The organism is Micromonospora sp. NPDC050980, assembly GCF_040653835.1.
GTDB lineage: Bacteria > Actinomycetota > Actinomycetes > Mycobacteriales > Micromonosporaceae > Micromonospora.
The window spans coordinates 298287-316197 of the sequence record NZ_JBFAGS010000003.1 but is presented as its reverse complement, the minus strand read 5'-3'; the positions used below and the strand labels follow the sequence as shown (position 1 = coordinate 316197).

The 17911-nt window shown below is 74.8% G+C and carries 16 protein-coding genes; 10 read left to right on the top strand and 6 right to left on the bottom strand.

Going from position 1 to position 17911, the window contains the following annotated elements:
- Complete coding sequence (locus tag AB0H28_RS07930; protein ID WP_358035767.1) at window positions 1-2673, bottom strand: LuxR C-terminal-related transcriptional regulator; 2673 nt, start codon at window positions 2671-2673, stop codon at window positions 1-3.
- Between the two features lie 195 nt (window positions 2674-2868).
- On the opposite strand from AB0H28_RS07930, the gene AB0H28_RS07925 reads away from it, so the two are divergent.
- The 10 genes from AB0H28_RS07925 (at window position 2869) to rdgB (ending at window position 10876) form a co-directional block, all read left to right on the top strand.
- On the top strand, window positions 2869-4431 hold the full coding sequence (locus tag AB0H28_RS07925) for a hypothetical protein (protein ID WP_358035765.1): 1563 nt from the start codon (window positions 2869-2871) through the stop codon (window positions 4429-4431).
- Between the two features lie 115 nt (window positions 4432-4546).
- Window positions 4547-4837: an ATP-dependent Clp protease adapter ClpS gene (clpS, locus tag AB0H28_RS07920; RefSeq protein WP_358035763.1), complete on the top strand. Its 291-nt coding sequence runs from the start codon at window positions 4547-4549 to the stop codon at window positions 4835-4837.
- The gene (locus AB0H28_RS07915; RefSeq protein ID WP_358035761.1) at window positions 4834-5337 is read left to right on the top strand and encodes a DUF2017 domain-containing protein; all 504 of its coding nucleotides are present in this window, start codon (window positions 4834-4836) and stop codon (window positions 5335-5337) included. The genes clpS and AB0H28_RS07915 overlap by 4 nt, the downstream gene beginning before the upstream one ends.
- Window positions 5338-5392: 55 nt before the next feature.
- Window positions 5393-5881 carry a M67 family metallopeptidase gene (locus AB0H28_RS07910; RefSeq protein ID WP_358035759.1) on the top strand — a complete coding sequence of 163 codons (489 nt, stop codon included), beginning with the start codon at window positions 5393-5395 and terminating at the stop codon, window positions 5879-5881.
- 70 nt (window positions 5882-5951) lie between these two features.
- Entirely contained in the window at window positions 5952-6296 is a 345-nt protein-coding gene (locus tag AB0H28_RS07905; RefSeq protein WP_358035757.1) for a MoaD/ThiS family protein, read from the top strand.
- An 11-nt stretch (window positions 6297-6307) separates the two neighbouring features.
- Window positions 6308-7273: a pyridoxal-phosphate dependent enzyme gene (locus AB0H28_RS07900; protein WP_358035755.1), complete on the top strand. Its 966-nt coding sequence runs from the start codon at window positions 6308-6310 to the stop codon at window positions 7271-7273.
- A 224-nt stretch (window positions 7274-7497) separates the two neighbouring features.
- Window positions 7498-8244 carry an MBL fold metallo-hydrolase gene (locus AB0H28_RS07895; RefSeq protein WP_358035753.1) on the top strand — a complete coding sequence of 249 codons (747 nt, stop codon included), beginning with the start codon at window positions 7498-7500 and terminating at the stop codon, window positions 8242-8244.
- 90 nt (window positions 8245-8334) lie between these two features.
- Window positions 8335-9474: a glycosyltransferase family 1 protein gene (locus AB0H28_RS07890; protein ID WP_358035751.1), complete on the top strand. Its 1140-nt coding sequence runs from the start codon at window positions 8335-8337 to the stop codon at window positions 9472-9474.
- Between the two features lie 53 nt (window positions 9475-9527).
- Window positions 9528-10256, top strand: a complete 729-nt coding sequence (rph, locus tag AB0H28_RS07885; RefSeq protein WP_358035749.1) for a ribonuclease PH — start codon at window positions 9528-9530, stop codon at window positions 10254-10256.
- Window positions 10253-10876, top strand: coding sequence for an RdgB/HAM1 family non-canonical purine NTP pyrophosphatase (gene rdgB, locus AB0H28_RS07880; RefSeq protein WP_358035747.1), 624 nt, complete (start codon window positions 10253-10255; stop codon window positions 10874-10876). The genes rph and rdgB overlap by 4 nt, the downstream gene beginning before the upstream one ends.
- 80 nt (window positions 10877-10956) lie before the next feature.
- Here rdgB and hutH read toward each other — a convergent pair whose 3' ends face one another.
- From hutH to hutU, 5 genes are read right to left on the bottom strand one after another with little or no spacing between them, the layout of a single operon-like run.
- Window positions 10957-12495: a histidine ammonia-lyase gene (gene hutH / locus AB0H28_RS07875; protein ID WP_358035745.1), complete on the bottom strand. Its 1539-nt coding sequence runs from the start codon at window positions 12493-12495 to the stop codon at window positions 10957-10959.
- Window positions 12492-13655, bottom strand: a complete 1164-nt coding sequence (hutI, locus tag AB0H28_RS07870; protein ID WP_358035964.1) for an imidazolonepropionase — start codon at window positions 13653-13655, stop codon at window positions 12492-12494. The genes hutH and hutI overlap by 4 nt, the downstream gene beginning before the upstream one ends.
- Complete coding sequence (locus AB0H28_RS07865; protein WP_358035962.1) at window positions 13655-15001, bottom strand: formimidoylglutamate deiminase; 1347 nt, start codon at window positions 14999-15001, stop codon at window positions 13655-13657. The genes hutI and AB0H28_RS07865 overlap by 1 nt, the downstream gene beginning before the upstream one ends.
- Entirely contained in the window at window positions 14998-16218 is a 1221-nt protein-coding gene (locus AB0H28_RS07860; RefSeq protein ID WP_358035743.1) for an allantoate amidohydrolase, read from the bottom strand. The genes AB0H28_RS07865 and AB0H28_RS07860 overlap by 4 nt, the downstream gene beginning before the upstream one ends.
- An 11-nt stretch (window positions 16219-16229) precedes the next feature.
- Entirely contained in the window at window positions 16230-17909 is a 1680-nt protein-coding gene (gene hutU, locus AB0H28_RS07855; protein ID WP_358035741.1) for a urocanate hydratase, read from the bottom strand.
- Between the last annotated feature and the right edge of the window lie 2 nt (window positions 17910-17911).

Sequence of the window (17911 nt, the reverse complement as noted above, 5' to 3'; positions counted from 1 at the left end):
TCACGCCGGATCCGCGCCGTCGTGCCCCGGCATCGACCGCAACGCCGCCCCCAGCTCGCTGCGGCGGGTGACGCCCAACTTGCTGTAGACCCGCTGGAGGTGGTTCTCCACGGTGCGGGTGGAGAGATAGAGCCGCTCGGCGATGGCCCGGCTGGTCGACCCGCCGGCGGCGAGGTGGGCGATCTCCCACTCCCGGTCGCTGAGCGCCGGGCGGAGCAGCCGCAGCGCCGGGGTGGAGATGTCGTCGCAGCGGCGCAGCAGGTCGGCGAGGCGTTCCCGGGCCGGCCCGGTCGCGCCGGCCCGCGCCTCGCGTATCCGGCACAGCGCCATCGCGGTCGCCTCGGCGGCGTAGACGACCAGCTCCCGGGCGGCGAAGCCGTCGGCCACCGCGAGCAGGTCGTCCGGGGAGCCGTCGAGCGCGGCTCGACCGTAGCGGGCGACCAGCGGCGGCAGCGCGCCGTCGATCTGTTCGGACAGCTCCGTCAGGCGTTGCGCCACGCTGCGCCGGCCGCCGTCGGTGCAGGTCGGCCCGACCGGCGCGGCGGCCTGGTCCAGCCGGACCAGGTCGAGCAGGACGAGCAACTCGTGGCCGGCGAGGCCGTCCTCCCGCAGCCGGTCGGCCAGTGCGCAGAGGTGCTTGGTGGCGCCCGGCAGGTCGCCGGCCGCCGCCTGCGCCGCGCCCCGGGCCTGTTCCAGCCACGGATAGAGGACAGCCATCCCGGGCGCGTGCGTCCGGTCCGCCTCGGCCATCGCCTCGGCCGCGTGGACGGCGTCCCCGCGCAGCGCGGCGGCCTGCGCGCGTTCGGCGTGGGCCAGGCCGGCGTAGACCCGGCTGGTGGCGAGCACCGCGCAGGCGCCCAGGCTGGTCTTGAGCGCGTCGTCGCCGCGCCCGCGCAGCCGCGCCGCGTACGCCTGGAGGATGGCCAGGTAGCCGGTGCCGAGCCGGAAGTCACCGGCGCCGGCCAGGTCGGCGAACTCGTCGGCGACGATCGCGTCGATGCCGGCGAGGTCGCCGGAGAGCGCCAGCCGGGTGCCCCGGGCCAGTTCCATGGCGAGCTGGAGGTAGGGCATGTCGGACCGCCAGCACGCCGCCTCGGCCTGCACCCGGGCGATCGCGGTGGCGCTGCGCCGGCATTGTCCCTGAGCGGCCTGGAGGTGGGCGAGGGTGCACCGGGCCAGTTCCCGGGCGGCCATCGGGGCGGCCGGGCGGTCCAGCACCTCCTGGGCCAGCCGCACCGCGACGTCGAGGTCCAGCCGGTGCAGCCGCATGGTGGCCTCGAAGGCGCGCACCCGGGCCCGGTCGGCGGGGTCGGCCAGCTCGTCGCCCCGGGCGGCGATCTCCTCCACTGTGGACTCCCGGTTGAGACCCCAGTAGCCGACCATGCCCCGGACGGTCAGCCAGCGACTGCGTCGCCGGTCGTCGCGGATCTCCCCGGCGACCTGGTCGAGCACCCGGAGGGCTTCCTCCGGCCGGTCGCCGAACATCAGGATGGTGGCGAGCAACTCGGCCGCGTCCGTGCCGCCGCCGGCCTCCAGGGCCGCCCGGGCCAGCCGGGTGGCCAGCGGCACGTCGTACCGGCCGAAGGCCTGGGTGGCCGCGTCGAGCAGCAGCGCCACGTTCTGCGCCGTACCCGAGTCGAGTCGCCAGACCGCGACCCGCAGCAGGTCGTCGCGGCGGCGCTTGCCGACCTGCTCCAGCAGGTCGGCGAGGGTGGCCTGGAGCCGCCGGGTGCGGCTGACCGGGCAGTGGCGGCGCATCACCTCGCCGTAGAGCGGGTGGGCCAGGCGGACGTTGAGCCGCCGGTCGTCGCGGACCATGGCGATCAGCCCGCGTTCCTCGGCCACCTCCACGTCGGTCGGCTCGACCGCCTGTTGCAGCAGGTGCAGGCCCAACGGCTCGCCGAAGGCGACCAGCTCCACCACCGCCCGGACACCGGGGGTGAGTTGGCCGATCCGGGTGTCGATCAGGTCGGTGAGGCTGGGTGCCAACTCCAGCCGGCCGGTCCACTTCCAGATCCCGTACGTGCGGGTGAGCTCGCCGTCGGCGGCGAGCACCAGCTCGCGCAGCAGCAGCGGGTTGCCGGCGGAGAGCCGGAACAGTCGCTCGGACGAGCCGGCGTCGACCGGGCCGCCGAGGATGGCGGCGAGCAGACCGGTGGTCTCGCGACGGCCGAGCGGCCCCAGCTCGACCAGCTCGACCAGGTCGTCGGTCCACAGGGCGCGGATCGGCAGCGGGACCTGCTCGCCGTTGCGCAGCGTGCCGACCACTGTGGCGTTCTCCGAGCGGGCGATCAGGTGCACCAGCGCGGCGGACGGCGGGTCGAGCAGGTGCGCGTCGTCGACGGCGAGCACGATGGGCCGGCCGGCGGCCTGCTCCTGGAGCAGGTTCACCGCCCAGCGCAGGATGCCGGCGGGGGAGAGGCCCTGCGGCTGCGGCTCGGGGAGCACCTGGACCAGCCCGCCGAACGGCAGGGCGGCGGTGGTGGCGCTGGCCGCGACCGACCAGACGGCGTGCCGCTCGGGGGAGAGCGCGGCCACCCCTTCGCGCAGCAGCCGGCTCTTGCCGACGCCCGCGTCACCGCTGAAGAACAGCCCGCTTCCGTGCGGGCCACCGACCGCCGACGACAACCGGTTGAGTTCATCCGCTCGGCCGACGAACTCCCACCTGGTCATCGGTGCAGCATATCGATGGTGTGCCGTAGGCGTGCGCGTCGTCACGCAGCGAAGTTGAGTAATCTGTCCATTACTCGTGAGTACCGGATGCGTTCGCTGTCGGATGCCCGACACCCGTAGGCTTCCAGCATCCGTTTGGCCGGGAAAATCCGCGACCGCGCTGATGCGCCGGCCGCCTGACCGGGAGGCCACCTGATGAGGCCAGGTCCGCTCCCCTCGGTCGACGTGCCCGAGCACGGCGGGCGCGGCGAGCCGTCGCGGTGCGCCCCGCTGCCGACCCGGCTCGGCGCGGTGGAACCCGGGCCGGGCGAGCCGCTCGCCGTCGTGGTGGCCGGGCCGGCCGGCGCGGGCCGCCGTGAGCTGATCGCCGGCCTGCTCGGGTCGGACGCCGGCACGCTCGTCGTGCCCGCCGGCAGCTACCTGCTGATCAACCACGCCAAGGTCGCCACCCGCGCGGCCTACGTCCCCGGCTACCGCCAGCCGCACTCGTACGGCGCCGACCCGCTCGCCGCCGGCCCCGCGCTGGCCCGGCCGCCGCGCCGGGTCGAGCTCAGCCTGCCCGACCCGCTGCTGCGGCACTTCGCGGTGCTCGACCCGCCGGACACCGCCACCCTCGGCGCGGCCGGCGGCCGGGTGCTGCGCGACGCCGTCGGCCGGGCCGGCGCACTGCTCTTCGTGATCTCCGCCGACCAGGCGTTCAGTGCGGCCGAGCTGCACCTGCTGGCCGAGGTGGCGCGGGCCCGGGTCGCGGTGTTCTTCGCCGTCACCCCCGGCGTGACCGGCCGGGCGGCGCCGGCGGACGGCACGACGGCGGAGGGCACGGGGGCGTCCGTGCCGTCGCCCGCCCGGTCCGGCCCGCTCGGCCCCGCCGGTCGGCTCGACCCGGTGGGGGTCTCCATCGCGGCCCACCGTGCGGCGTTGCTGGCCGCGGTGCCCGCGCTCGCGTCGGCCCGATGGTTCCCCGGCCGGCGGGCCGAACTGCCGAACCTGCGCCGCGCGCTGGTCGGGTGGGCCGCCGACGAGGGGCTGCGCCGCGCCGGCGCCCGGCCGCCCGAGCCGCCCGGCGCGCACGGCCGGGTGCCGGTGCTGGCCGGGGTCGACCCGACCGAGCTGGGCGACCGGATCCACCGCCGGGCGCGCTCCTGCGCCCAGCGGATCCGCCAGCACCTCGCGCTGGCACTGGCCGACATCCATCTCCGGGTGGTGCAGGAGATCGTCTTCGGGGTCGGCTGCGGCGGCCTGCCGCAACTGCTCGACCGCGAGCTGGAGGCGTTGTCGATGCTCGCCACCGCGCAGTGCGACGAGGCGGTCCGGAGCATCGTCGACGACGCCGCCGCCCGGGTCTTCGGCGCGCCGCTCGCCGAGGGCGTGCGCCTGCGGATCACCCGCGCGGTGCGCTGGGGCCTGGCCGACCACCCGGACGGCCGGGAGCTGGACCGCGTGCTCCTGGTCACCAGCTCGGCCGGGGTCGCCGGGTTGGCCGGCGCCGGCGCCCTGGACGCGCTGGCCGGCCTGCCCGGCGCGGAGCGTGACGAGGTGCTCCCGCCGGTCGGGGTGGCGCTCAACGGCGGGTGCTGGCAGCACTGGCGGGCGCCCGGCAACGACGACCCGAACGTGGCCCGGTCCTGGGCGCAGCGCGCGCTGCGCGAGGTCGAACTCGAACTGTCCCGCGAGGTGTCCCGCCGCTTCGAGGTGATCCGTCTCTCGCTGGGCGTGGTGCTCGCCGATGCTGTCGACAACGGCATCCTGCTTGCCTGAGGCCGGGGCCGCCGCGCGGGGCCCCGGGCCCGCGCGACCGCTCCGGGCGGGCGATCCGGACCGCCGCGCCGTTCCGGTTCATCGGTTCGGCGGATCCGGTGGCACGATGGGGGGCATGGCGGCTCCACAGGTTGCGCCGGTCGAGACGCCGGACACCGAAGAGGTGCCGGTCCCCGACCGGCCGTGGGTGACCATCGTCTGGGACGATCCGGTCAACCTGATGACGTACGTGACCTGGGTTTTCCAGAAGCTGTTCGGATACAGCCGGGAGAAGGCGGAGCAGCTCATGCTGGACGTGCACCACAAGGGCAAGGCGGTGGTCTCCAGCGGGGCCCGGGAGCGGATGGAGCACGACGCGGCCCAGCTGCACGCCTACGGGTTGTGGGCGACGGTGGAACGCTCATGAGCATGTTCCGCCGCCGGGGCGACCACTACGTGGCGAGTTTCGCGGTCGACGAGGCGCGGGTGCTGCGCAAGGTCGCCTCCGAGGTGGTCGGCCTGCTGACCGACGGGTTCGACCACGGCGACCCGGTGGTCGGCCGGCTGTTCCCCGAGGTCTACCCGGACGACGACGCCGGCACCGCCGAGTTCCGTCGCTACACCGAGGGCGACCTGAAGACCGCGAAGATCGATCAGGCGGGTGCGGTCCTCGCCGCGCTGCCCGACGGCGACGCCGGCGGCGAGGTGCGGCTGGACGCGGAGGCGGCCGAGGCGTGGCTGCGGGCGCTCAACGACGCCCGGCTGGCCATGGGCGTCCGGCTGGAGATCAAGGACGGCACCGATCTGGGTGAGGAGCTCGACGACGCGGTCGCCGCCGACCCGGCTTCGTCCCGGGTGTTCCAACTGTCGGTCTACGCCTATCTCGGATATCTCCAGGAGTCCCTGCTCAACGCGCTTGTCGACTGAGTGGTGACGGTCACCACCTCGCCGCCCGGCACGGCCAGGCGCTAGTCTGGTCGGCGTGCTGAGCATCGACCGGTCGATCATCGACGCGATCGTCGCCCACGCGCGTCGGGACCACCCGGACGAGGCGTGCGGCGTGGTCGCCGGCCCCGCCGGCAGCGACACCCCGACCCGGCACATCCCGATGGAGAACGCCGCCCGCTCGATGACCTTCTACGAGTTCGACTCGATGGAGCATCTGCGGGTGTGGCGCGAGATGGACGACCGCGACGAGGAACCGGTCGTCATCTACCACTCGCACACCGCGACGGAGGCCTACCCGTCCCGCACGGACGTCTCCTTCGCCGGCGAGCCGGGTGCGCACTACCTGCTCGTCTCGACGCGCGAGCCCGACACCGAGGAGATCCGGTCCTTCCGGATCGTCGACGGCGTCGTGACCGAGGAGCCGGTCGAGATCGTGGACGCCGCCGTGGATCCGAACGCCGTCCAGTCCTACATGTTCGGGCAGAGCCCGGCGACGGTCGACTACGAGTGTTCCGGCCGCTGACCCCCAGCGCACCGGCACACCTTCCCTTCCCGTCACCCGGCACGATCCTGAACGAGGAGCACGAGACACCATGGCCATCGAGGTTCGCATCCCCACCATCCTGCGCAGCTACACCGGCGGCGCGAAGGTCGTCGAGGGCAGTGGCGACACGCTCGCCGACCTGCTCGCCGACCTGGACTCCCGGCACGCCGGCCTGCGGGGCCGGCTGGTCACCGACGCCGGCGCGCTGCACCGGTTCGTCAACGTCTACGTCAACGACGAGGACGTCCGCTTCCTGGGCGCGCTCGACGCGAAGCTCACCGACGGCGACAGCGTGACGATCCTGCCGGCGGTGGCCGGGGGCGCGTTCGGCTTCGCGGCGGCGGCCGCGATCGCCTCGCACGCGGTCTCCACGCGCGCCACCGCCGCCCGCTGAGGGCGGCCGGCATGGCGCGGTACGACAGCCTGCTCGACGCCTGTGGCGGCACGCCGCTGGTCGGCCTGCCCCGACTGTCGCCGACGGTGCCCGACGGGGCGCCGCCGGTGCGGCTCTGGGCGAAGCTGGAGGACCGGAACCCGACCGGCAGCATCAAGGACCGGGCGGCCCTGTTCATGGTGCGGGCGGCCGAGGAGGCGGGTCGGCTGCGCGCCGGCGACACCATCCTGGAGCCGACCAGCGGCAACACCGGCATCTCGCTGGCCATGGTGGCGAAGCTGCGCGGCTATCGGCTGGTCTGCGTGATGCCGGAGAACGTCTCCACCGAGCGGGTGCAGTTGCTCCGGATGTACGGTGCCGAGATCATCTTTTCGCCGGCCGCCGGCGGTTCGAACCAGGCCGTCGCCACGGCGAAGCAGATCTCCGCCGAGCACCCGGACTGGGTGATGCTCTACCAGTACGGCAACGAGGCGAACGCCCGGGCGCACTACGAGACGACCGGCCCGGAGCTGTTGCACGACCTGCCCGGCGTCACCCACTTCGTGGCCGGGCTCGGCACCACCGGCACGCTGATGGGCACCGGGCGTTACCTGCGCGAGAAGGTCGACGGCATCCAGATCGTGGCCGCCGAGCCGAGGTACGGCGAGCTGGTCTACGGCCTGCGCAACATCGACGAGGGCTACGTGCCGGAGCTGTACGACGCCGGGGTGCTCTCCCGGCGCTTCTCGGTGGGCACCCGGGACGCGGTGCTGCGCACCCGGCAGCTCGTCGAGGTGGAGGGGATCTTCGCCGGGTTCTCCACCGGCGCGATCCTGCACGCCGCGCTGGCCGTGGCGCACGAGGCGGTCCGCGACGGCCGCCGCGCCGACGTGGCGTTCGTGGTCTGCGACGGCGGGTGGAAATACCTCTCCACCGGCGCGTACGGCGGAACGCTCGCGGACGCCGAGGACGCGCTCGACGGTCAACTCTGGGCCTGACGGCCGGCGACGGTCCGGCCGGCGGGTACGCCTCCGGCCGGACCGTCGCGGCGTGCCGGATCCGGACGTGTATGGGTGTCACGTTGATGACAACTTCCGCCAGATGATTCTTGCCAGCGCGGGCTGCCGCGTAGGCTGCGCAGCGTGGCGAGCGCGTCGGTGGAGATCAACGGCGGGGCGGCTGCCGATGCGTCGACTACCCACGGTGAGATCGAGGCAACCGGATGCGACTGACCGTCCTTGGCTGTGCGGGCAGCTTCCCGGGTCCCGAATCGCCCTGCTCGGCCTACCTCATGGAGGCCGACGGGTTCCGCCTCCTGATCGACTTCGGAGCGGGATCGCTCTCCACGCTCCAGCGCTACGTCGGGCTGCACGCCCCCGACGCCATCCTCCTCACCCACCTGCACTGCGACCACATGTTCGACGCGGTGAACTACGTGGTGGTACGCCGGTACGCGCCGGACGGCCCGTACCCGCCGCTGCCGATGTACGCGCCCTCCGGCGCGCCGGACCGGCTGGCCGCCGCGTACGGGCAGGAGGACGCCACGGTCGAGGACGTCTACCAGTTCTACGGCCTCCAGCCCGGCACGTTCCCGATCGGCCCGTTCACCGTGACCGTGGACCGGATGAACCACCCGGTCGAGACGTACGGGGTGCGGCTGGAGCACGGCGGCCGGGTGTTCTGCTACTCCGCCGACACGGCTCCCTGCGAGGCGTTGCTGCGGCTGGCCCAGGACGCCGACGTGTTCCTCTGCGAGGCCAGCTACCTGGACGGGATGGACAACCCGCCGGATCTGCACCTGACCGGCCGGGAGGCCGGTGAGGCGGCCACCAAGGCGGGCGTGGGCCGGCTGCTGCTCACCCATCTCGTCCCCGCGTGGGGCAGCGAGTCGCACACCGTCGAGTCGGCGGTCGGTGCGTACGCCGGGCCGATCGAGGTGGTCCGGGCGGGCGCCGGTTACGACATCTGACCGGTGGCCGGCCCGTGCGTTGCCGCAGTGTTCGCCGGCCGGTCAGCGTGCGGTCGCCTGCCGCATCCGTGCGGCCCGCACCCTCGGGCCATGCGGATCGCCATTGTCACCGAGTCGTTCCCGCCGGACGTGAACGGCGTGGCGCACTCGGTCGTCCGGGCCGCCGAGCACCTGGTCGCCCGGGGTCACGAGCCCCTGGTGGTCGCGCCCGCCCCGGCCGGCGGCCGGCGGCGGCGGGTCGACCACCACGCCTATCCGGTGGTGCGTATCCCGAGCGTGCCCCTGCCCCGCTACCAGGGCTTCCGGCTCGGCGTGTCGCGCGTCGGGCTGACCGGCGCGCTGCTCGGGCACCGGCCCGACGTGGTCCACCTGGCCAGCCCGTTCGTGCTGGGCGCGGCGGGGGCCTCGGTGGCCGCCCGGCACGGACTGCCCGCCGTCGCGGTCTACCAGACCGACGTGGCGGCCTACGCGCGGGCGTACCGGGTGGGGTGGGGCGAGGCCGCCGCGTGGCGACGGATCCGCGAGATCCACAACTCCGCGCAGCGCACCCTGGCGCCGTCCACCCGGGCCGCGGCGGATCTGATCAGCCACGGGGTACGCCGGATCTGGCTGTGGCGGCGCGGCGTGGACGCGGTCCGGTTCCACCCGGCGCGGCGGAGCGTTCGCCTCCGCGCGACTCTCGCACCGGGCGGCGAACTGCTGGTCGGCTACGTCGGCCGGCTCGCCCCGGAGAAGCGGGTGGAACTGCTGGCGGCGACCATTGACCTGCCCGGGGTGCGGGTGGTGGTGGTCGGCGACGGACCGGCCCGGCGGCAGCTCGAACGCGCGCTTCCGGCGGCCCGGTTCCTCGGTGTGCGACGCGACGACGCGCTTGCCGAGGTGTACGCCAGCCTCGACGTCTTCGTCCACACCGGACCGCACGAGACGTTCGGGCAGACGCTCCAGGAGGCTGCGGCGAGCGGCGTACCCGTGGTGGCGCCGGCCAGCGGCGGTCCGGTGGATCTGGTCGAGTCGGGGGTGACCGGGCTGCTGGTGCCGCCGGACGACGGCGCGGCGCTGGCCGCCGCCGTGGCCGAGTTGGCGGCCGATCCGTCGCGCCGGGCCCGGTTCGGCGCGGCGGCCCGCGCGGCGGTGGCCCGGCGTAGCTGGGACGCGGTCGGGGACGAGTTGATCGGGCACTACGAGGCCGTGCTGGCCGGTGCGCCGACCGCCGGGCGGCAGCCGGCGTGACCGGGGTCGGCACCCGCGGGCGGTGCGATCACCGCACCGCATAGGGTGCAGGCATGGCGCGACCTGACGGGCGGCGGCCCGACCAACTCCGACCGGTGACGCTGACCCGGGGCTGGAGCACCCATCCGGAGGGTTCGGTGCTCGTCGAGTTCGGCGCGACCCGGGTGCTCTGCACGGCCAGCGTCACCGAGGGCGTGCCGCGCTGGCGCAAGGGCTCCGGGCTGGGCTGGGTGACCGCCGAGTACGCGATGCTGCCCCGGGCCACCAACACCCGCTCGGATCGGGAGAGCGTCCGGGGCAAGGTCGGCGGCCGGACCCATGAGATCTCCCGGCTGATCGGCCGCAGCCTGCGCGCCTGCGTCGACCTCAAGGCGTTGGGCGAGAACTCGGTGGTGCTCGACTGCGACGTGCTCCAGGCCGACGGCGGCACCCGCACCGCGGCGATCACCGGCGCGTACGTCGCCCTGTACGACGCGGTCACCTGGCTGGCCGAGCGCAAGTCGCTCACCGGCCGGGTGGAGAAGGTGATGCACCGCTCGGTGGCCGCGGTCAGCGTCGGCGTGATCGGCGGCGAGCCGATGCTCGACCTCTGCTATGCCGAGGACGTGACCGCCGAGGTGGACATGAACGTGGTCTGCACCGGCACCGGCGACTTCGTCGAGGTGCAGGGGACGGGCGAGGCGGGCGTCTTCGCCCGTGACCAGCTCGACGCGCTGCTCGACCTGGGCGTGGCGGGCTGCCTGGAACTGGCCGACGCGCAGCGGAAGGCGCTCAACCTGTGACCGACGACAAGGTGCTCCTGGCCACCCGCAACCGTAAGAAGCTGGTCGAGTTGCAGCGGATCCTGGACGGCGCGCTCGGCGCCCACCGGGTCGCCCTGATCGGCCTCGACGACGTGGCGGAATATCCGGAGCTGCCGGAGACCGGCCTCACGTTCGGCGAGAATGCGCTGATCAAGGCCCGGGAGGGTTGCCGGCGCACCGGCCTGCCGACCATCGCCGACGACTCCGGCATCGCGGTGGACGCGCTCAACGGCATGCCCGGCGTGTTCAGCGCCCGCTGGTCGGGCCGGCACGGCGACGACCGGGCCAACCTCCAGCTCGTGCTGGACCAGGTGGCCGACGTGCCGGACGAGCACCGCGGCGCGGCCTTCGTCTGCACGGTGGCGCTGGTGCTGCCCGGCGGCAAGGAGCACCTGGTCGACGGCCGGCAGTCCGGTCGGCTGCTGCGCGCACCGCGCGGCGAGGGCGGCTTCGGCTACGACCCGATCTTCCTGGGCGACGGTCAGGACCGCACCAACGCCGAGTTGACGCCCGAGGAGAAGGATGCGGTCAGCCACCGCGGCAAGGCGCTACGCGACCTGGCCAAACTGATCGCCAAGGTGCTCCCGCCCACCCCCTGACCCCCCGCTGCTGATTCACGGAAAGAGTGGCTGTCCGACGCCGGACAGCCACTCTTTCCGTGAATCAGGCGGGTGGGGGTTCAGGTGAGGGGGCCGGTGGTGTGTTCGATGGCGGTGCGCAGGGACGGGGTGCGGATCACCTCGCGGGCCGCCTCCATCAGCGGGGCGAGGAAGACGTCGGGGCCGGGGGCGCCGATCGTGTCGCCGAGCGCGGCCAGCGCCGCCCGGCCGGCGGGGGACGGCTCCAGCGGCGCGCGCAGTTGCAGCCCCCGTACCGCGGCGAGCAGCTCCACCGCGAGCAGGCTGGTCAGGTTGTCCAGCACGGTGCGCAGCTTCTTGGTGGCCGCCCAGCCCATCGAGACGTGGTCCTCCTGCATGCCGCTGGTGGGCAGCGAGTCGACCGAGGCGGGCGCGGCCAGCCGGCGGTTCTCCGCGACGATGCCGGCCGCCGTGTACTGGGCGATCATCAGCCCGGAGTTCACTCCGGCGTCGGGGGAGAGGAACGCGGGCAGGTCCCGGTTGCGGGCCACGTCGAGCAGCCGGTCCACCCGGCGTTCGGCGATCGCGCCCACCTCGGCGGCGGCGATGGCCAGGTAGTCGGCGGCGAAGCCGAGCGGCGCGCCGTGGAAGTTGCCCGTCGACTCGACCCGCCCGTCCGGCAGCACCACCGGGTTGTCCACCACGGACCGCAGCTCCCGGCCGGCCACCACCTCGACGAAGTCGAGCGTGTCCCGGGCCGCGCCGGCCACCTGCGGCGCGCAGCGCATCGAGTACGCGTCCTGCACCGCGTGTGCCAGGTCGTCGCGGTGCGAGTCCATCACCGCCGAGCCCTGCAACAGCCGGTGGATGTTCGCGGCCGAGGCGGCCTGGCCGGGGTGCGGGCGGATGGCGTGCAACTCGGGCCGGAACGGCCGTTCCGAGCCGAGCATGGCCTCGATGGCGAGCGCGGCGGTGACGTCGGCCATGGCGAACAGGTGCCGGGCGTCCGCCACGGCCAGCAGCAGCATGCCGAGCATGCCGTCGGTGCCGTTGATCAGCGCCAGCCCCTCCTTGGCGGCCAGCTCGATCGGCGTCAGCCCGGCCCGGCGCAGCGCCTCGGCGGCGTCGAGCCGTTCCCCGGCCGGGCCGAGGACCCAGCCCTCGCCGAGCAGCGCCAGCGCGCAGTGCGCCAGCGGCGCCAGGTCGCCCGACGCGCCGAGCGAGCCGTGCTCCGGCACCCACGGGGTGATCTCGTGGTTGAGCAGGTCGACCAGGGCCTCGGCGACGAGCGGGCGGACGCCGGAGCGGCCGAGCGCGAGCGAGCGTACCCGCAGCAGCATCATGGCCCGCACCACCTCCCGGGGCATCGGCGCGCCCACCCCGGCCGCGTGCGAGCGGATCAGCGCGTGCTGCAACTCGGCCCGTCGTTCGGGCGCGACGGTTGTGGTGGCGAGCGCCCCGAACCCGGTCGAGACGCCGTACACCGGGCGGCCGGCGGCCTCGATGCCGTCCACGATGGATCGGCTGGTCGCCATGGCCTCGACGGCGGCGGGGTCGAGCCGGACCGTGGCGGTGCCGCGGGCGACCGCGAGCACGTCGGCCGGGGTGACCCCGGTGGGCAGGATGGTGACGGTGGTCATCGTGGCACTCCGTTGTGCAGAACCTGGCGGATCAGTGGCACCCCCGGCCGGTAGGCCAGGTGCAGGTGGGTCGGGGCGTCGAGCACGACCAGGTCGGCCCGGGCCCCGGGGGTCAGCCGGCCGACGTCGGTGCGGCGCAGCGCCGCCGCCCCGCCGGCGGTCGCGGCCCACACCGCCTCCGCCGGGGTCATCCGCATCTCGCGTACGGCGAGCGCGACGCAGAACGGCATCGACGAGGTGTACGACGAGCCGGGGTTGCAGTCGGTCGCCAGCGCCACGGTGACGCCGGCGTCGAGCAGCCGGCGGGCGTCCGGGTAGGGCGACCGGGTGGAGAACTCCGCCCCGGGCAGCAGCGTGGCGACCGTCGCCGAGCCGGCGAGCGCGTCGACGTCGGCGTCGGACAGGTGGGTGCAGTGGTCCACGCTTGCCGCGTCGAGTTCCACCCCGAGTTGGACGCCCGGCCCGGGGCCGAGCTGGTTGGCGTGCAGCCGCACCCCCAGACCGGCGGCCTGCCCGCAGGCGAGGATCGCCCGGGCGTGGTCGGCGTCGAACGCCCCGCGTTCGCAGAACACGTCGATCCAGCGGGCGTACGGCGCGGCGGTGGCCAGCATCGGCCCGCAGACCAGGCCCACGTAGTCGTCGGGACGGTCGGCGTACTCGGCGGGCACCACGTGCGCGCCGAGGAACGTGGTGTCGTCGGTGAACTCGGCGGCGATCCGCAGGGAGCGGGCCTCGTCGGCGACGGTCAGCCCGTACCCGCTCTTGATCTCGACCGTGGTGGTGCCCTGCCGCAGCATCTCCGCGCGCAGCCGGCCCACGGCGGCGCGCAGCTCACCGTCGGAGGCGGCCCGGGTGGCGCCCACGGTGGTGCGGATGCCGCCGCCGGTGTAGGGCTCGCCGGCCATCCGGGCGGCGAATTCGGCGGCCCGGTCGCCGGCGAAGACCAGATGGGCGTGGCTGTCCACGAAGCCGGGCAGCACGGCCGCGCCGGCGGCGTCGATCCGCCGGTCGGCGGCGGGCGCGTAGCGGGCCGGCCCGACCCAGGCCACCTCGCCGTCCTCGATCAACAGGGCCGCGTCCCGGCGGACGCCCAGCGGGTCGCCGTTCCGGCCGTCGTTGGTGACCAGCTCGCCGATCCGGTCCACCAGCAGGCTGCCGATCATGGGGCGACCGCCGCGATCGAGTCCCGCAGCTCCGTCGGGACGTCCACGGTGAGGTGCCGGCCGTCGGCGACGACGGGCCGCCCGTCGACCACCACGTGCGTCACGTCGGCCGCGGTGGCGGCGAAGAACACGCCGGCCGGCGGCACCCCGGCGGTGCGGGCGCTGTCCAGCCGTACCGTCACCAGGTCGGCCCGGTCGCCGGCGGCGAGCCGGCCGGCGTCGCCCCAGCCGAGCGCCGCGTGCCCGGTGACGGTGGCGGCGGCGAGCAGCTCGGCGGCGGTGAAGTGACCCCGACTGCGGGTGCGCAGCCGCTCGTCCAGCTCCACCGCGCGGGCCTCCTCGAACAGGTCCACCACGGCGTGGCTGTCGCTGCCCAGGCTGAGCGGGCTGCCCGCCTCGGCGATCCGGCGGGCCGGGCCGATCCCGTCGGCCAGGTCCCGCTCGGTGGTGGGGCAGAGGCAGACCCCGGTGCCGCTGTCGCCGAGCAGCGCCACGTCGGCGGCGGTCGGGTGGGTGGCGTGCACGGCGGTGGTGTGCCGGCCCAGCACGCCGTGCTCGGCCAGCAACCGGGCCGGGGTGCGGCCGTGCACGGCCCGGCAGGCGTCGTTCTCGGCCGGCTGCTCGGAGAGGTGCACGTGCAGCGGCAGCCCGTGCCGGTCGGCCCAGCCGGCCACGGTGGCGAGCTGCCCGGCCGGCACCGCGCGCACCGAGTGCACGGCCGCGCCGCGCCGGACGTGCCCGTCGGCCGGGCGGAACGCGTCCACCCGTTCCGCCCAGCGCAGCGCGTCGCCGTCGCCGAACCGGCGCTGCGGGCCGGTCAGCTCTGCGCCGTCCACGCCGGCGGTCAGGTAGGCGGCGTCCAGCAGGGTGAGCCGGATCCCGGCGTGCGCGGCGGCCTCGACCAGCGCGGCGGACATCGCGTTCGGGTCGTCGTAGCCGGTGCCGCCGGGACCGTGGTGCAGGTAGTGGAACTCGCCCACGCAGGTGATCCCGGCGAGCGCCATCTCCGCGTACGCGGCCCGGGCCAGCGCCAGGTAGGAGTCGGGGTCGAGGCGGGCGGCGACCGCGTACATCAGGTCCCGCCAGGACCAGAAGTCACCGCGGCCGGCGTGGGTGCGCCCGCGCAACGCCCGGTGGAACGCGTGCGAGTGGGCATTGGCCAGGCCGGGCAGGGTCAGCCCGGGCAGCCGGGTGGCGTCCACCGCCACCCCGGCGGCCGGGGGCCCGCCGCCGGTCAGCGGCGTGACCGCGGTGAGCCGCCCGTCCGTCGCCTCGATCAGCACGTCCGGCGTCGGTTCGGCGTGCTCGGGCAGCCAGGCGTACTCGGCCAGCCAGCGGGTCACCTGCATGCCAGCTCCTCCAGGACCCGGGCCAGGGCGGCCACCCCGGCCGCGCAGTCGGCGTCGGTGGCGGACTCGGCGGGGGAGTGCGACACCCCGGTCGGGTTGCGCACGAACAGCATCGCGGTGGGCAGGTGCGCCGCCAGCACCCCGGCGTCGTGCCCGGCGCCGGTCGGCAGCACCGGCGCGTCGAGCAGCGTGGCCAGCCGACCGGCCAGCCCACCGTCGAACGCGACAGGCGGGGTCGCCGACTCCTGCGTGCAGGTCAGCGCGGTGCCGTCCCGGCCGGCCCGCTCGGTGACCTTGGCGCGTACCGCCTCGACCAGACCGTACAGCGTGTCCGTCTCGGCCGCCCGCGCGTCCAGCCAGCCGGTGACCCGGGACGGGATCGCGTTTGTGGCGTTGGGTTCGACCGACACCCGGCCCACTGTGGCGTGCGCGTCGCGCAGCCGGGCCTCCTTGTTCGCCGCCAGCACCGCGAACGCGAAGGTGAGCATCGGGTCGCGGCGGTCGGCCATCCGGGTCGTACCGGCGTGGTTGCCCTCGCCGGTGACGTCGAACCGCCAGCGGCCGTGCGGCCAGATCGCGGACGCCACCGCGACCGGCGCGCCCGCGTCGACGAGCGCGCGGCCCTGCTCGACGTGCAGCTCCACGAAGGCCGCGAAGCGGCCGAGCAGCGCCGGGTCGGCCCCCGCCGGCCGCTCGGCCAGCGCGTCGGCGAAGGTCGTCCCGGCCCGGTCGCGCAGCCCGGCCGCGCGGTCGACGTCGATCTCGCCGGTGAGCAGCCTCGACCCCAGGCAGGGTACGCCGAACCGCGCGCCCTCCTCCTCCACGAACGCGGCCACCACGATCGGCCGGTCCGGGGTGACGCCGGCGGCCCGCAGCTCGTCCACGGCGAGCCACGCGCTGACGATGCCGAGCGGCCCGTCGTACGCGCCACCGTGCGGCACCGAGTCGAAGTGGCTGCCGGTGAGCACCGCGTCGCCGGCCGCCGGGTCGCCCCACCAGGCGAACAGGTTGCCGTTGCCGTCCTGGCTCACCGGCATGCCGCGGGCGTCGGCCTGCTCCCGGAACCACTCCCGCAGCCGCAGCTCCGGCTCGGTGAGCGCGTACCGCAGGTAGCCGCCGCTGCCCTCGTCGCGCCCGACCGGCGCGATCTCGTCCCACAGGGCGCGGAACCTGTTAACAAGGGGCCCTTCCTCTACCGAATGCGTTAACAAGGGGCCCCTCCTTAAGCTTCGGTCATCGGGACGCGGACGCCGGTGCGCTGCGCGACCGCACGGGCGTCGTCGTAGCCGGCGTCCACGTGCCGGATCACGCCCATCGCCGGGTCGTTGGTCAGCACCCGCTCGATCTTCTGCCCGGCCAGCGCGGTGCCGTCGGCGACGCAGACCTGACCGGCGTGGATGGACCGGCCGATGCCCACGCCGCCGCCGTGGTGAATCGACACCCAGGAGGCCCCGCTGGCGGTGTTGACCAGCGCGTTGAGCAGCGGCCAGTCGGCGATCGCGTCGGAGCCGTCGGCCATCGCCTCGGTCTCCCGGTAGGGGCTGGCCACGCTGCCGCAGTCCAGGTGGTCGCGGCCGATCACCACCGGCGCGCTCAGCTCACCCGAGGCGACCATCTCGTTGAACCGCACCCCCGCCTTGTCCCGTTCGCCGTAGCCGAGCCAGCAGATCCGTGCCGGCAGGCCCTGGAACGCGACCCGCTCGCCGGCCATCCGCATCCACCGGGCCAGGGAGTCGTTCTCGCCGAACAGGTCGAGGATCGCCCGGTCGGTGGCGGCGATGTCCTTCGGGTCGCCGGAGAGCGCCGCCCAGCGGAACGGCCCCTTGCCCGCGCAGAACAGCGGCCGGATGTACGCCGGCACGAAGCCGGGGAAGTCGAACGCCCGCTCGTATCCGCCGAGCTTCGCCTCGCCCCGGATCGAGTTGCCGTAGTCGAAGACCTCCGCGCCCGCGTCGAGGAAGCCGACCATCGCCTCGACGTGCTTCGCCATCGACGCCCGGGCCCGGTCGGTGAACTCGGCCGGCTTCGCCGCCGCGTAGTCCCGCGCGTCGGCGAGGTCCACCCCCTCCGGCAGGTACGACAGCGGGTCGTGCGCGCTGGTCTGGTCGGTCACGATGTCGATCTCGACGCCCCGGCGCAGCAGCTCGGGGAAGACGGTGGCGGCGTTGCCGACCACGCCGACGCTCAGCGCCCGGCGGTCCCGCTTCGCGCCGAGCGCCCGCTCGACCGCGTCGTCGAGCGAGTCGGCGATCTCGTCCAGGTAACGGTCGTGTGCCCGCCTCTCCAGCCGGGTGCGGTCCACGTCCACGACCAGGCAGACGCCGCCGTTCATGGTGACGGCCAGGGGCTGCGCCCCGCCCATCCCGCCGCACCCGGCGGTGAGGGTGAGGGTGCCGGCCAGCGTGCCACCGCTGGATTGCTGCCCGTCGCCGTGGGCGCCGGCGAGCTTTTCGGCGACCGCGGCGAACGTCTCGTAGGTGCCCTGGAGGATGCCCTGGGTGCCGATGTAGATCCACGAGCCGGCGGTCATCTGCCCGTACATGGTCAGGCCCAGCGATTCGAGCCGGCGGAACTCCGGCCAGGTGGCCCAGTCGCCGACGAGGTTGGAGTTGGCCAGCAGCACCCGGGGCGCCCACTCGTGGGTGCGCATCACGCCGACCGGCCGGCCGGACTGCACCAGCATGGTCTCGTCGTCGCGCAGCTCGGTCAGCGTGCGCACCAGCGCGTGGTAGGACGGCCAGTCGCGGGCCGCCTTCCCGGTGCCGCCGTATACCACCAGGTCGTCGGGGCGCTCGGCCACCTCCGGGTCGAGGTTGTTCATCAGCATCCGCAGCGCGGCCTCCTGCGGCCACCCCTTCGCGGTGCGTACGGTGCCGCGGGCGGCGCGGACGGGCTGGTGCATGT

Bases quoted from the DNA above. Each gene is read 5' to 3' on its own strand.
- AB0H28_RS07925 (WP_358035765.1), top strand. From the start codon at position 2,869: ATGAGGCCAGGTCCGCTCCCCTCGGTCGACGTGCCCGAGCACGGCGGG.
- AB0H28_RS07890 (WP_358035751.1), top strand. From the start codon at position 8,335: ATGCGGATCGCCATTGTCACCGAGTCGTTCCCGCCGGACGTGAACGGC.
- rph (WP_358035749.1), top strand. From the start codon at position 9,528: ATGGCGCGACCTGACGGGCGGCGGCCCGACCAACTCCGACCGGTGACG.
- AB0H28_RS07895 (WP_358035753.1), top strand. From the start codon at position 7,498: ATGCGACTGACCGTCCTTGGCTGTGCGGGCAGCTTCCCGGGTCCCGAA.
- clpS (WP_358035763.1), top strand. From the start codon at position 4,547: ATGGCGGCTCCACAGGTTGCGCCGGTCGAGACGCCGGACACCGAAGAG.
- AB0H28_RS07930 (WP_358035767.1), bottom strand. From the start codon at position 2,673: ATGACCAGGTGGGAGTTCGTCGGCCGAGCGGATGAACTCAACCGGTTG.
- AB0H28_RS07915 (WP_358035761.1), top strand. From the start codon at position 4,834: ATGAGCATGTTCCGCCGCCGGGGCGACCACTACGTGGCGAGTTTCGCG.
- AB0H28_RS07905 (WP_358035757.1), top strand. From the start codon at position 5,952: ATGGCCATCGAGGTTCGCATCCCCACCATCCTGCGCAGCTACACCGGC.
- hutU (WP_358035741.1), bottom strand. From the start codon at position 17,909: ATGCACCAGCCCGTCCGCGCCGCCCGCGGCACCGTACGCACCGCGAAG.
- AB0H28_RS07900 (WP_358035755.1), top strand. From the start codon at position 6,308: ATGGCGCGGTACGACAGCCTGCTCGACGCCTGTGGCGGCACGCCGCTG.
- hutH (WP_358035745.1), bottom strand. From the start codon at position 12,495: ATGACCACCGTCACCATCCTGCCCACCGGGGTCACCCCGGCCGACGTG.